Genomic DNA, 13159 nt, shown 5'->3' with positions numbered 1-13159 from the left:
CATGAGCTCTCGTACGCTTCCGCTGATAGGCGTTTCCCTGGTAATGGGCCTTGGTGCCGCATGGATGGCTGACTCCTGGCTGAGCGCGCGACTCAACGCGACCCCCGATGATCACTTGCGAAGCGTGGTGGTCGCGACGGTGGAAATCCCCTTCGGGCAAATGGTCGAGGCTCAACAGGTCACCACCGTACGCATGCCCATGGACACAATCCCGGACGATGCCTTCGATGCCAGCGAACAGGCCGTCGGCAAGATCGCCACGTTCGACATCCTGCGCGGCGATATCGTGCGCGGTGCGCGTCTGAGTGAGCACCTGGGCGGCAGCACCCTGGCTTCGCTGATCGCCCCGGACAAACGCGCCATATCGGTACGGGTGGATGATGTGGTGGGTGTGGGCGGCTTCCTCTTGCCGGGAAACCGGGTCGACGTCCTGGCGACCAAGACCACTAGCGCCGGCAGCAACAGCGCGACGTCGCGGACCATCCTGGAAAACTTGCGGGTGCTGGCAGTGGACCAGACGGCGGGCACCGACAAGACCCAGCCGGTGGTGGTACGGGCCGTGACCCTGGAAATGTCCGCCACCGAAGCGGAAGCGCTGGTCACCGCACAGACCGAAGGCAAGCTGCAATTGGCGTTGCGCAACCCGTTGAACCTGGAGAAAAAAGCCGTGGCCGTTGCGCCGCCAGCCCCGGCGCCAGTCATCGCCATGGCGGCCGCCCCGGTGCCGAAACCTGTGGTGCAGCGCAGTGCCAAGCCGCAAGGCGGAGCGGTCACGCTGATCCGTGGAATTGAAAGCAGCGTGATCAATGTCCGCTGAATAAAGCCCCCATGCCAGGCCCTTGCAGGCCCTGGCGATGCCGATCCTCAAACGTTGTAGGTGAGGGCTCGATGATGAATGCCAATATCCGACGCCAGGGAGGGGCGGTGAGTGTACTGATGGTGATCGCCCTGGTGGCGATTTCCATGATGGCGGCGCTGGCCCTCGATGGTGGGCACATGCTGCTGAACAAGACGCGCCTGCAAAATGCGGTGGATGCCGCGGCCTTGGGCGGCGCCAAGACCCTGAGCCAGGTGAGTGGCGGCATCAACATGGCCAGCACCACGCGCGCGGCGGCCCTGGACACGCTCAACAGAAATGCCAACGCCGCAGGCAACGCCGAGCTGGCCACCGCGGTCGCTGGCAACCCGGGTGCGTTTGCCGTGGTGGAGCTGTCCAGCAGCGTCTATGGCCCGTTCTCCTACCCTGGGCCGACCGATGCCAAATACGTGCGGGTGTCGGTGACCAGCTACCAATTGAGCGGTTTTTTCTGGAGCTTCGTGCAAACGATGGGCAGCGCCGGCTTGGGCAACAAGCGCGTGGCGGCGATTGCCACGGCAGGCCCCAGCCCGACCTCGCCTTGTGATCTGGCGCCGTTGATGGTCTGTGGCGATCCCACTCAGTACAACCCGGCCGCCGGCAACTTCTGGGGCTATCAATTTGGCGACCTGGAAGTCTTGAAGACGGCGGCGGGGAACACCTCGCCCATCGGCCCGGGCAACTTCCAACTGCTCGATTTCGGCTCTGGCGGCAGCGCAGTCCGCGAGGACCTGGCCGGCGGTGGTTCGGTCTGCCGCAGCGTTGGCGACAACGTCCAGACGGCGCCAGGTAATAAAGCCGGCCCGACCTCCCAAGGCTTGAACACCCGTTTCGGTGTCTACAACGGTCCGGTCAGTGCGTCGGACTATCCACCGGACCTGGTCACGTCGTCCGGCACCCCGGCGATCACCTACAACGATTCGCTCTCCCAGGCGCAATACAAAGGCCAGGCCATCACCTCGAGCAACGGCGATCTCTCGGCGGGCGGCGAGGCGATACAGGACTACAACGACTGGCGGACCCAGGTCGCCGCCTGTGTGGCGGGGGGCGCCAGCGGCTGTGAAAGCAACGGGGTTTTCGAGCGTCGGATGCTGAAGATTGTGATTGGCGATTGCGCCGGGAAACTGAGTGGCTCGACGTCGATTCCGGTCTTGGGGTTCGGCTGCTATTTCGTCCTGCAGCCGGTGAACGGTGGTGGTTCGGAGTCGATCATCTTTGGCCAGTTCGTCCAGGAGTGCGAGGGCGACAACGTACCCGGCCCCACGCCGTCCACTGATTCCGGCCCACAGATCATTCAGCTCTACAAAACCTATCTCAACGGCAGCGGCACGCCGAGCACTGACTCGTAGGAGGCGTCATGGGACTTTCGCATTTCAAACCAGCACAAGCCCAACAAGGCGTGGCGCTGGTGGAGTTCACCCTGGTGCTGCCGTTGCTGCTGTTGTTGCTGCTGGCCTTCGGTGAGTTCGGTCGCATGCTCTACCAGTACAACGTGCTGTTGCAGGCCAGTCGCGATGCCGACCGTTTTGTCGCTGGCCAGGCATGGAATTCCACCCTCGGCGCCGTCGCCCTGGGCAGCACGCTCCTGACCCAGACGAAAAACGTTGCGGTGTATGGCGTGCCCAGCGCAACCGGTACCGCCGTGGTGTCAGGGTTGACCACGGCTAACGTGCAGGTCGCCGCCGAGGGCATCGATCATGTGCGCGTCACCATCACCTACACCTTCTGCCCGGTGATTGGTGCGGGCAGCTGCACCGGGTCGATTCCGGGATTCTTCGGCAATGCCATTCCGCTGGGCATCCAGTTGGTCGCGACCACCGTCATGAGGGCGCTGTGATGAATCGCAAACACATGCGTGGCACCTACATCGTGGAGTTTTCCTTCGTGGGCTTGCTGGTGTTCATCCTGCTGTTCGGCGTGGTGGAAATGGGCCGGCTGTACTTCACGGTCAATGCCCTGGATGAAGCGGCGCGCCGTGGCGTGCGGCTGGCGGCGGTATGCAATGTCAGCGACCCGGTGGTGTTGCGTCGGGCCATCTTCAACGCGGCGACGGACGCCGGCACCAGTCAACTGATCAGCAACCTGGCGACCTCGAACCTGGCGCTGACCTACCTGGACGTCAATGGCGCCGTGGTGGCCAACCCCACCAACACGTCTGGCACAACCGGTTTTCGGGCTATCCGCTATGTCCGGCTGAGCGTGCAGAACTTCGTTTTCAACCTGTTCATTCCCGGCTTGGGCGTGCCCATTACCTTGCCCACGTTCCGGGCAACCTTGCCACGCGAAAGCCTTGGGCGTCATTCCGATTCCGCGGAGATCACACCATGCTGAATACCAGGGAAAATCCGCTTTCAACCACCACTGGCAGAGCCGGGCTGCGGATACTGATCAGTAGTCGCGACGCCACGGCACTGCGTGACTTGCAATGCGTCTGCCAGCGTATGCCCGGTCTGGAGGTGAGCACGCGTCTGGTCAGCAACGGGCATGTCGACCCGCTCTACGGGCTGGATCGCATGCCTGACCTGCTGCTGTTGCGCGTCAGCCATCTGTGGCGCGAAGAACTCTCGGCGCTGTTGCAACGTCCGGCCCATGAACGGCCGCCGATGCTGGTGTGCGGTCCTTTGGGCGAGCAGGAAGGCATGCGCCTGGCGATGCAGGCCGGCGCCCGGGATGTGCTGCCCGAACCCATCGCCGATACGGAATTGGTGGCGGCGCTCAATCGCCTGGTGGCGGAAGTCCGTCTCGGCAATGGCAACGAAGGCAAGCTGATCGCGGTGATCAGCGCCAAGGGCGGCTCCGGCGGAACGCTGGTGGCGTGCAACCTGGCCCAGCAGCTCAGCGCCCGGGCAGGCAATACCCTGTTGCTGGACATGGACCTGCAATTTGGCAGCGTGACCCATTACCTGGACGTGGCCCAGTCCCACAGTCATCTGGAAGTGCTGCAGCAGATCGATGAGATGGACAGCGTCGCGCTGCGGGGCTTTTGCAGCCACTTCAGCCCGACCCTGCACGTACTGGGTGGCCGGGCCGGCGAGTTGTGCCTGCCCCAGGACGCTCAACCCGAACAGCTCGACGCCCTGTTGCAACTGGCCCGCGCCAGTTATGACTGGGTGGTGGTGGACCTGCCACGGCAGATCGATCACCTCACCGGCTCGGTGCTGGAACAGGTGGACCGGGTCTACGTGGTGGTGCAACAGAGCGTCAGTCACCTGCGCGATGCCAGCGCCCTGGTGCGGATCCTCCGCGAAGACCTGGGCGTGCGTGGCGATCAGTTGCAGATCGTGATCAATCGCTATGACAAAAACGCCGCCGTCAGCCTCAAGGACATCGGCGAGGCCCTGCGTTGCGCGAACCTGTCGAAATTGCCCAATGACTTCAACCTGGTCAGCCAGAGTCAGAACACTGGCGTGCCGTTGGGGCTGCATGCGCCGAAGGCGGCCATCACCGCCGCCCTGCGCGATTTGACCGAAGACCTGGTCGGTCACCAGATGGCCACGAACAAGGGCCTGCTTAAACGCGCCTTCAACCGTTTCTTCGGGGGATGACCCATGATCAGCGACTTTCGTAACCGCTTGCGCAAACAGCCCGCCAAACCTGGCACCGCCACGGGCGCCCAGCCCGGCGACGGCTTGCCGGACCCGACGGACGCCTTGATGGCCTGGGAGCAGGCCATCCCTGACGTGCTGTATGAAACCCGCAGCCAGGTCACGCCGGTGGAGGCCGAGTGGCGGGAGAAGATCTATCAGCAATTGCTCAAGGTCATGGACCTGTCGTTGCTCGATGCCCTCGAGCAAGCCGAGGCCGCGCGGCAGATTCGCGATATCTGCCAGCGCCTGCTGGAAGAGCATTCGGCGCCGGTAAGTACCGTCAGCCGGCAGTTGATCATCAAGCAGATCACTGACGAAGTGCTCGGCCTTGGGCCGCTGGAACCGTTGCTGGCCGACCACAGCGTGTCCGACATCCTGGTCAACGGGTTTGCCTCGGTCTATGTCGAGCGCTTCGGCAAGCTGCAACGCACCGACGTGCGTTTTCGCGACGACCAGCATCTGCTGAACATCATCGACCGCATCGTGTCCAGCCTGGGCCGACGCATCGACGAGTCCTCGCCGTTGGTGGATGCCCGGCTCAAGGACGGTTCGCGGGTCAATGCGATCATTCCGCCGCTGGCCATCGACGGCCCGAGCATGTCGATCCGGCGCTTCGCCGTGGACCTGCTCAACACCGACAGTCTGATTCAGGTCGGCACCATGACCCCGGCCATTGCCTTGCTGCTCAAGGCCATCGTTCGCGGGCGCTTGAACGTGCTGATTTCCGGCGGGACCGGCAGCGGCAAGACCACCATGCTCAACGTGCTCTCCAGCTTCATTCCCCACAACGAGCGCATCGTCACCATCGAGGACTCGGCCGAGCTGCAATTGCAGCAGCCCCACGTGGTACGCCTGGAAACCCGGCCGTCGAACATCGAGGGACGTGGCGAAGTGAGCCAGCGGGAATTGGTGCGCAACAGCCTGCGCATGCGCCCGGACCGCATTGTCATCGGTGAGGTGCGTGGCGCCGAGGCGATGGACATGCTCACCGCAATGAACACCGGCCACGACGGTTCGCTGACCACCATTCACGCCAACACCGCACGGGATGCGCTGGGGCGCGTCGAGAACATGGTGTCGATGACCGGGGCGACGTTTCCGATCAAGGCCATGCGTCAACAAATTGCCTCGGCCATCGATGTGGTCATCCAACTGGAGCGTCAAGAAGACGGCAAGCGTCGCGTGGTGAGCATGCAAGAGATCAACGGGATGGAAGGGGAGGTCATCACAATGACCGAAATCTTCTCTTTCGTGCGCCAGGGCATCGGCGAGCACGGCGAGGTACTCGGAGAGTATCGGCCCAGTGGCATGATCCCGGCCTTCCGCGATGTGCTGGCCAAGCGCGGCATCGAACTGCCGCTGACCCTCTTTCGCCCTGAGTGGATGGAGGGCCGGACGTCATGAACAATATTCCCAGCGAGTTCATCCTGATGTTCCTGGGCATGGTGTTCATCGCCGTGTTCCTGCTGTCCCAGGGCGTGGTGGTGCCGGTGTTCGGCGAGGCCGGCAGGATGCGCAAGCGCATTCGTGGGCGCCTGCATGTGCTGGAGAAGGCTAATCACTTGCCCAACATGCAGACGGTGTTGCGGCAGAAATACCTGACCCGCCTGTCACCCCTGGAAGCCCGGCTGGAACAGCTGCCGTTCATGGCCAACCTGACGCAACTGATCGAGCAGTCCGGGCATGAATACCGGGCTTATCGAGTCATGTTGCTCGGTCTGGTCCTGGGGGCGGCGGCCGGCGCCTTGGTGCTGATGGTCTCGCCGGTCTGGTGGATGGCGCTGCTGGCGGCCTTTGCAGTGACCTGGGTGCCGGTGCTGAAAATCCTCCGTGACCGCAACAAGCGTTTCGCCGCGTTCGAGGAAGGTCTGCCGGATGCGCTGGACGCGATGTGCCGGGCCTTGCGCGCCGGGCATCCGTTCAACGAAACCCTGCGTCTGGTCGCCGAGGAGCACAAGGGGCCGGTCGCCCAGGAATTCGGCATGACCTTTTCCGACATCAACTATGGCAACGACGTGCGCCGGGCCATGCTCGGCCTGCTGGAGCGGATGCCGAGCATGACGGTGATGATGCTGGTGACTTCGATCCTCATCCACCGCGAGACCGGCGGCAACCTGACCGAAGTGCTGGAGCGCCTGAGCCGGCTGATTCGCGGGCGTTTCCGGTTCCAGCGCAAGATCAAGACGCTGTCGGCCGAAGGACGCATGTCGGCCTGGGTGCTGGTGGCGATCCCGTTCGTGCTGGCGATCGCCATCGTGCTCACCAGCCCCAGCTATATGCCGGTGCTGATCAATGACCCCATAGGGCACAAGCTGATCATCGGCGCGTTCTGCGCCATGTTGATCGGGATTTTCTGGATAAGAAAGATCATCCGGATCCAGGTTTAAGCGCTGTTGCGTCGAGAGGTTTCAGTCATGGACTTTCTGCTCGGATTGTTGAGTCGGTTCACCGGTAACGAAGAACTGGCCCGCCTGTTGTTCATCGCCGCGATTGGCCTCAGCACAGTGCTGACGGCTGTTGCGCTCCTGCTGTTGGTGCTGGGCTTGCAGGATCCGGTGCAGCGGCGCCTGGCACTGATCAAGCGCGGTTACGCCGGCAACAGCGCCGGGCAGGAGGCTCCGGGTAACCTGCAGCTCTTGCTGGAGCGGGTCGGCCAGCGCTTTGCCTCGACCGATCAGGCCCACACGTCCGCCACCCAGACCTTGCTGACCCATGCCGGTTACCGGTCCGCCTCGGCGGTGCAGATGTATTGGGCCGTGCGCCTGATGTTGCCGCTGTTGCTGGTCGGCGTTGCGTTGTTGCTGCTGCCGATGGTCAAGGTTTCAGTGGCCATCGGCTTGCTGGGGGTGACCCTCGTGGCGGGCATTGGCTGGTTGATCCCGGCGATTTACGTCGGCAAACGCAAGCAGGCCCGCCAAGGCCGGCTGCGCGCCGCGTTCCCGGATGCGCTGGACCTGATGGTGGTCTGTGTCGAATCGGGCCTGGCCCTGCCGACGACGATTGAGCGGGTGGCTGAGGAAATGTCGGTCAGCCAGGTGGAGTTGGCCGAGGAGTTGGCGTTGGTCAATGCGCAGATCCGGGCGGGCATCACCAGCACCGAGGCGCTCAAGCAACTGGCCGTGCGCACTGGCCTGGAGGACATCCAGGGCCTGGTCAGCCTGTTGGCCCAGAGTATCCGTTTCGGCACCAGCGTGGCCGATACCCTGCGGATCTACGCCGACGAGTTTCGCGACCGGCGTACCCAGGCTGCGGAAGAAATGGGCGCCAAGATCGGCACCAAGCTGATTTTTCCGCTGATCTTCTGCCTGTGGCCGAGTTTCTTTCTGGTCGCTATCGGGCCGGCCATGATTGGTGTGTTCAGGGCTTTCGGAAACATGTAAAGCACTGGGGGTTCTTGTGGGAGCGAGCTTGCTCGCGATAGCGGTTGGACAGTCAACGAAGGTGTTGAATGTCCGTCCGCCATCGCGAGCAAGCTCGCTCCCACAGGTTTTTCTGACACCCACCTACTGATCATTCCAATCAAAACACCGCACCGGTGGCGAGGAGCTTGCTCCCGCTGGGCTGCGCAGCGGCCCCGGCTTTTTGCGGCGGCTCTGCTCCGTTGTGGAAGGGAGCTTGGGTGTTCATGAAGCTTGTGTTCACCACAGGCCCATTGTGGGAGCGAGCTTGCTCGCGATAGCGGTGGGTCAGCTTCTGATGATGTTGACTGTGCAGCCGCCATCGCGAGCAGGCTCGCTCCCACAGTTTTTTCTGACACCCACCTACTGATCATTCCAATCGAAACACCGCACCTGTGGCGAGGGAGCTTGCTCCCGCTGGGCTGCGCAGCGGCCCCGGCTTCTTGCGGCGGCTCTGCGCCGTTGTGGAAGGGAGCTTGGGTGTTCATGAAGCTTGTGTTCACCACAGGCCCATTGTGGGAGCGAGCTTGCTCGCGATAGCGGTGGGTCAGTCAGTGAAGTGTTGAATGTCAGTTCGCCATCGCGAGCAAGTCCGCTCCCACAGGTTCAGGCCAGTGATCAGCCAACCGTTCACGCCAAAAGGCCGCAGCCCTCGGCAATGCCTGCATCGGATCAAATGCAGGAACTGTCGAAGGCTGCGGTGTTTCGTTTCCAGCGTGCTTCATTTGCTGCTGGTGATCTCTCCTGCCGAGTCCTGGTCAAAGAACTCCGGGATCGGATAATTGAAGCTGTTGAGCCAACGCTGCATGGCCATCTCGCGCTCGGCGGCCGAGGCGGTTTGCAGGTTGGTGGAGGCCACCACGCCGCGAATCTGCAGTTGCATCCAGCTCTCGGTGCCTTGCTGTGCGGCCGAGGAGGGGCCTGGCTCAATGGCCCAGGCGGCGGTGGACAGGCTCACCATGCACACGATCATCAATTGTTTGGTCATCATTTCTTTAACTCCTCGTAACGCTCTACTTGACCGCGCCGGTTGAAGCATCGACAACCTCGGTCAGGCGGTTGGCGGGTGACGTCACTGCCTGAGGCGCCGAACCCCTGATTTTTTCCGCACGGGCCTGGGCATCTGCCACTTGCCGGGGGCTCAGCTTGGCCATGTTGGCGAGCTCGGCGGCCTGCTTCCAGTTGTCCTGGTAAATCAGCAGGGTCACCATGTTGAACGCGGCCAGCGTGTCGGACTGCTGGAGCTCCATGGCGGTCATGAACTCGAAACGGGCTTCTGAAATACGTCGTTGATTGAGGTAGACAACCCCCAGGTCATTGCGGATCTTGCCTTCGGTAGGGGCCATTTTCGCCGCGCGTTCGAGGTATTGCGTAGCCGCCGCATTGTCATTCCTGGCGGCCGCCAACTGACCAAGACCATGTTCACCGTCAGCAGCCAGGCAAGTCCCTTGCAGGCTTGTGTACAACGGTTCGGCCTCGTTTCGGCCCATCAGGCGCAGCACCCGAGCCTTGCGCAGGCGCACCTGCACCAAGTCCTCGGGCAAACGTTCGAGGTTCGCCAGGCTGGCGTATAGACGGCCCTCGTTGGCCATGTCTTCCGCCATGTTCAAGGCCAGTTCCTGATCGGCCCCGGGCTTGGCGCAATCGGCCGAGCGTGAAGCCACCACGCCGTTGCTGGCACAGCCGGCCAGCATCAAGGTCGCGGTCAATGCGATCACTGTTTTCATTGAGTGCTCCCTGGCAACCCGTTGGACAGAGGATGTCTCGCACATCAGGCGCCGGCTCATTGGGAGAGCCCGCTGCGGTTGTCGAACTCGCCATGTTCGAGGAAGTACATGCGGTAGAAATTCGGGTCGTAATTGCGCAGTTGCTCACCCGGCAAGGTCGGTAGTTGTGCGTCGGCGGCCAACGGTTGGACCAGGTGCGGCGTGACGATCATCAGCAGCTCGCGCTCTTCGCGATTGATGGAGTTGTCACGAAAGAACGCGCCGAGAATCGGCACGTCGCCCAGCCCTGGAAATTTGTTCACCTGGGAGCTGTTGCGGGTGCTGATCAAGCCGCTGATGACAAAACTTTCGCCATCGGCCAGGGCGATGCTGGTATCGGTACGGCGCACGGTGAGTGCGGGTACCAATGTCCCGGCGATGTTCACCGCGTTGGTGAAATCCAGCTCACTGACTTCCGGTGCCACCTTCAATGCGATGCGATTCTTGCCGATGACGGTGGGAGTCAGGGTCAGGCGAATACCGAATTCCTTGTATTCGATGGACACGTTGTCGCTGCCGGCGCTGGGCACAGGAATCGGTACTTCGCCGCCGGCCAGGAAGCTTGCGCTTTGCCCGCTGAGCGCCACCAGGCTCGGCCGCGCCAGGGTATAGGCGAAACCGCTGCCTTCCAGGGCGTTGATCATCAACAGCGTCTTACCGGTGGCGAATGACAGGTTGAACATGTCGTTATTGACCGGCAAAGAAGGCCGGACAACGCCGCCAATGGTGGGCAAGGTCCTCGGCGAGCCGAACAGGAAATTGCCCCGGCTGCCGAAAATCGACGTCGAGGCTTCCTTGAGTTTGGTCCGGCTGACTTCAACGAAACGAATGTCGGTCTGGACCTGGGCAAGCAGCATCGGGTCTTCGGAAGGCATGCTCGCGGCGCCGGTCAACGCCTCAGTCGCCCGGCCTTTGACAAAGACCATGCTCTGGCGCGGAATCTTCGAACAGTCCGTCCAGACCATCAGGCTGGTGGCACCGGGCGCCAGGCCCGTGAGGATGAAGGCATCGCTGCCACTGGGTTGCACATCGGCGATTTTCGGATCGCCGACGGCCAGTTTCGTCACGGGCGCCAGGATGCGCAGTTCGCTCTGGAGCCCTTGGCCGACCTCGAAGGTCGCCGGCAAATTGTCCAGTTGCGAACAATTTGCCGCAGCGGCCTGGGCCGCCTCCAAGCCAAGCCCCATCCAGAACAGGCCATGGATGAAATGTTTCAAAACGGGTGCGGTGCGCTGAGTCATGAAGTGATCCTCGGTAGAGAGGCCATCCCTAGGCTTGCCTGATGCCTCGGATCACTTAAGAGGCCCGGGCTGCCCCTTTTTCATCTCGCCAGCTCGCTCATTAACGCCAGTTTCAGGCCTCGTCGCTAAAAGCAAACGGGCGCATTTCACCGGCCTGACTGAACGACAGGCTGCTTGCAAATAACGTTTCGGTACCCGGGATCTCCGGGATTTTCGAAAGCAACGACGGTGTCGATCAGCTCGCTTCAGGAGCGTTTTGCCGACCCTGTCATCGCTTCTGTTTGACGGTAGTTCAAGCATGGCAAAGCGCCACGCCCACGGACAAAAAAATGACTAAAAGCTGACGGGCGGGAAAAGTTGAAAGAATTGGTGTCAATAATCTGTCTTTTTGTGCAATGCAAGGCTGACGTATTCATAGGGAGAGGGACGGTTGCCCTGGGCGTCGTTGTCCAAAAGCCGCCATGCCCAGGCATCAGTCCACGTGGTAGTGAACCGACAACATGCCTTTCTTCTGTGAAAGCGAGGCGATGGTGACTGCTCCCAGGTCTTGCAATCGCCGTACATGGGTACCGCCGCAGCCATAGGCTGTCAGCTCACCGAAGCTGACTTCCCGGGTGCCTTCGCGAAGTGCGACCAGGCGAGACAGGTCCTTGGCGATCCATGCGTCGATGCCCTGTTGGATGATCGATCTGTCCAGTTCCTCAGGATGTTCCCCTGGCTGGAATTGCACGCGGCTTTCGCCGGGCCAGTGATGGGCCTTGATCGGCTTCCAGCCTCGGCTTTCGGCGAAATGGCCGATCAGGTGTCCGGCCGAGTGCAGACGTGAATTCAATTGGCGTCGTTGCTCATCCACGCGGATCACTGCCATACCCGGCGCCACCGGGCGATCGACGTAATGAATGATCGTTGGCCCCTCCTGAACGACGCGCAGTACCTGGCCGTCAGCGATCCATCCGGTGTCGCAGGGCTGGCCGCCGCCCTGGGGATGGAACAGGGTGCTGCGTAGCACCACGGCAAATTCGTTTTGTTGGGGGCTGCAGTCCAGGACTTCCACGTTGGACTCGAGGTCATCGCTATGGAAAAAAAGGCGAAGTGTCATGGTCCATACCCGCATCAGAAATTGTGACGGGATTATAGGTAGCGTGTAAAAGAGTGATAATCCGTTCAGATTTCAAAGGACTGTTGCGTCATGAGCACAAATCTACCGTTGCCGTTGCTTGCCGAAATGGCCATCTTCGTCAAGGTCGTGGAGACTGGCAGCTTCTCTGAAGTGGCCCGTCAGTCAGGCGTATCACCGTCTGCCATCAGCCGCAGTGTTTCCCGCCTGGAGAAAGCCCTGGCGACCCGATTGTTGCAGCGCACCACCCGCAAGTTGCGTTTGAGCGATGGCGGCGAAGAGGTGTTCAAGCGTTGCCAGGAGATGGTCGCCGCCGCTCGGTCGGTGATGGAAATCAGCGGTCAGTTCACCCAGGAAGCGCAAGGGCGTGTCCGCGTCAGCGTGCCCAAGGCGGTAGGGCGGTTCGTGATTCATCCGCACATGCCCGAATTTCTGCGGCGTTGTCCGAAGGTCGATGTGGAACTGTTCCTGGAAGATCGGCAGGTCGACCTGATTGACGATCATGTCGACCTGGCCATCCGGATTACCGATCAACCGCCCGCCGGGTTGGTGGGGCGTCAATTGCTGACCATTGATCACCTACTCTGTGCCACGCCGCAATACCTGGCGGAACACGGTGTTCCCACGCATCCCCACGATTTGCTGGAGCACAGCTGCATTTACCTGGGGGAAGCCCCGAACGATGCTCGCTGGAAGTTCAAGCAAGGCACCAAGTCCGTCACCGTAGGCGTGCGTGGGCGCTACGCAGCCAATCACACCGGGGTGCGCTTGGGCGCGGTCTTGCAGCACATCGGCATTGGCAGCCTGCCGTATTTCACCGCCCGTCATGCCTTGGAGCAGGGCTTGATCGTTCAGGTATTGCCGGACTGGACGTTCCTGGCTTCCTACCACGGTGGCTTGTGGTTGCTGCATTCACCGACCCGCTACCTGCCGCCCAAGCTGCGGGTGTTCATTGATTATCTGGTGGAGTGCCTGGCGAAGGAGCCGACCTTGAACAAAGGGCGCGCGGGGCGTGGGTCCAGCGAGGTCGCGGCGCACTACGAGTTGCCGGAGAGTGGTGGGTTGTTCTGACGGGCCCCATCGCGAGCAAGCTCGCTCCCACAGGAGATCTGCTGTGCATGAATTTTAGGATTAACCACAAACCGGTGTGGGAGCGAGCTTGCTCGCGATGAGGCCCATCCAGGCAATACACTT

General features: G+C 61.8%; 13 protein-coding genes. 9 read left to right on the top strand and 4 right to left on the bottom strand.

The window, feature by feature from the left end:
• Window position 1 precedes the first annotated feature (1 nt).
• From cpaB to AD659_RS18560, 8 genes are all read left to right on the top strand, one after another.
• Entirely contained in the window at window positions 2–817 is an 816-nt protein-coding gene (cpaB, locus tag AD659_RS18595; protein ID WP_053123887.1) for a Flp pilus assembly protein CpaB, read from the top strand.
• A 71-nt stretch (window positions 818–888) separates the two neighbouring features.
• Window positions 889–2205, top strand: coding sequence for a TadE/TadG family type IV pilus assembly protein (locus AD659_RS18590; RefSeq protein WP_053123885.1), 1317 nt, complete (start codon window positions 889–891; stop codon window positions 2203–2205).
• A gap of 8 nt (window positions 2206–2213) precedes the next feature.
• Window positions 2214–2693 (top strand): TadE/TadG family type IV pilus assembly protein, encoded by a 480-nt coding sequence (locus tag AD659_RS18585; protein WP_053123884.1) that lies wholly within the window; start codon window positions 2214–2216, stop codon window positions 2691–2693.
• Complete coding sequence (locus AD659_RS18580; RefSeq protein WP_053123882.1) at window positions 2693–3187, top strand: TadE/TadG family type IV pilus assembly protein; 495 nt, start codon at window positions 2693–2695, stop codon at window positions 3185–3187. The genes AD659_RS18585 and AD659_RS18580 overlap by 1 nt, the downstream gene beginning before the upstream one ends.
• Window positions 3181–4401: an AAA family ATPase gene (locus tag AD659_RS18575; RefSeq protein WP_053123880.1), complete on the top strand. Its 1221-nt coding sequence runs from the start codon at window positions 3181–3183 to the stop codon at window positions 4399–4401. Before AD659_RS18580 ends, AD659_RS18575 begins: the two co-directional genes overlap by 7 nt.
• 3 nt (window positions 4402–4404) lie before the next feature.
• Window positions 4405–5847: a TadA family conjugal transfer-associated ATPase gene (locus AD659_RS18570; protein ID WP_053123878.1), complete on the top strand. Its 1443-nt coding sequence runs from the start codon at window positions 4405–4407 to the stop codon at window positions 5845–5847.
• The gene (locus tag AD659_RS18565; RefSeq protein ID WP_053123875.1) at window positions 5844–6830 is read left to right on the top strand and encodes a type II secretion system F family protein; all 987 of its coding nucleotides are present in this window, start codon (window positions 5844–5846) and stop codon (window positions 6828–6830) included. The genes AD659_RS18570 and AD659_RS18565 overlap by 4 nt, the downstream gene beginning before the upstream one ends.
• A gap of 27 nt (window positions 6831–6857) precedes the next feature.
• Window positions 6858–7823: a type II secretion system F family protein gene (locus AD659_RS18560; protein ID WP_053123873.1), complete on the top strand. Its 966-nt coding sequence runs from the start codon at window positions 6858–6860 to the stop codon at window positions 7821–7823.
• A gap of 739 nt (window positions 7824–8562) precedes the next feature.
• Here the strand turns inward: AD659_RS18560 and AD659_RS18555 are convergent.
• The 4 genes from AD659_RS18555 to AD659_RS18540 form a co-directional block, all read right to left on the bottom strand.
• Entirely contained in the window at window positions 8563–8832 is a 270-nt protein-coding gene (locus tag AD659_RS18555) for a DUF3613 domain-containing protein (protein WP_053123871.1), read from the bottom strand.
• 22 nt (window positions 8833–8854) lie between these two features.
• Window positions 8855–9568 (bottom strand): tetratricopeptide repeat protein, encoded by a 714-nt coding sequence (locus AD659_RS18550; protein ID WP_053123869.1) that lies wholly within the window; start codon window positions 9566–9568, stop codon window positions 8855–8857.
• Between the two features lie 56 nt (window positions 9569–9624).
• Window positions 9625–10848, bottom strand: a complete 1224-nt coding sequence (locus AD659_RS18545) for a type II and III secretion system protein family protein (protein ID WP_053123867.1) — start codon at window positions 10846–10848, stop codon at window positions 9625–9627.
• A 472-nt stretch (window positions 10849–11320) separates the two neighbouring features.
• Window positions 11321–11947: a serine-tRNA(Ala) deacylase AlaX gene (locus AD659_RS18540; RefSeq protein WP_053123864.1), complete on the bottom strand. Its 627-nt coding sequence runs from the start codon at window positions 11945–11947 to the stop codon at window positions 11321–11323.
• A gap of 90 nt (window positions 11948–12037) precedes the next feature.
• Between AD659_RS18540 and AD659_RS18535 the strand changes: the two genes are divergently transcribed.
• Window positions 12038–13036: a LysR family transcriptional regulator gene (locus AD659_RS18535; protein WP_053123862.1), complete on the top strand. Its 999-nt coding sequence runs from the start codon at window positions 12038–12040 to the stop codon at window positions 13034–13036.
• Window positions 13037–13159 lie beyond the last annotated feature (123 nt).

It is taken from the genome of Pseudomonas thivervalensis (assembly GCF_001269655.1).
In the GTDB taxonomy this organism is placed as follows: domain Bacteria; phylum Pseudomonadota; class Gammaproteobacteria; order Pseudomonadales; family Pseudomonadaceae; genus Aquipseudomonas; species Aquipseudomonas thivervalensis.
This window is presented reverse-complemented; position numbering and strand designations above follow the sequence as displayed.

Excerpts from the sequence above, each read along its gene's own strand:
- cpaB (WP_053123887.1), top strand. The coding sequence starts at position 2 with ATGAGCTCTCGTACGCTTCCGCTGATAGGCGTTTCCCTGGTAATGGGC.
- AD659_RS18590 (WP_053123885.1), top strand. The coding sequence starts at position 889 with ATGATGAATGCCAATATCCGACGCCAGGGAGGGGCGGTGAGTGTACTG.
- AD659_RS18585 (WP_053123884.1), top strand. The coding sequence starts at position 2,214 with ATGGGACTTTCGCATTTCAAACCAGCACAAGCCCAACAAGGCGTGGCG.
- AD659_RS18580 (WP_053123882.1), top strand. The coding sequence starts at position 2,693 with ATGAATCGCAAACACATGCGTGGCACCTACATCGTGGAGTTTTCCTTC.
- AD659_RS18575 (WP_053123880.1), top strand. The coding sequence starts at position 3,181 with ATGCTGAATACCAGGGAAAATCCGCTTTCAACCACCACTGGCAGAGCC.
- AD659_RS18570 (WP_053123878.1), top strand. The coding sequence starts at position 4,405 with ATGATCAGCGACTTTCGTAACCGCTTGCGCAAACAGCCCGCCAAACCT.
- AD659_RS18565 (WP_053123875.1), top strand. The coding sequence starts at position 5,844 with ATGAACAATATTCCCAGCGAGTTCATCCTGATGTTCCTGGGCATGGTG.
- AD659_RS18560 (WP_053123873.1), top strand. The coding sequence starts at position 6,858 with ATGGACTTTCTGCTCGGATTGTTGAGTCGGTTCACCGGTAACGAAGAA.
- AD659_RS18555 (WP_053123871.1), bottom strand. The coding sequence starts at position 8,832 with ATGATGACCAAACAATTGATGATCGTGTGCATGGTGAGCCTGTCCACC.
- AD659_RS18550 (WP_053123869.1), bottom strand. The coding sequence starts at position 9,568 with ATGAAAACAGTGATCGCATTGACCGCGACCTTGATGCTGGCCGGCTGT.
- AD659_RS18545 (WP_053123867.1), bottom strand. The coding sequence starts at position 10,848 with ATGACTCAGCGCACCGCACCCGTTTTGAAACATTTCATCCATGGCCTG.
- AD659_RS18540 (WP_053123864.1), bottom strand. The coding sequence starts at position 11,947 with ATGACACTTCGCCTTTTTTTCCATAGCGATGACCTCGAGTCCAACGTG.
- AD659_RS18535 (WP_053123862.1), top strand. The coding sequence starts at position 12,038 with ATGAGCACAAATCTACCGTTGCCGTTGCTTGCCGAAATGGCCATCTTC.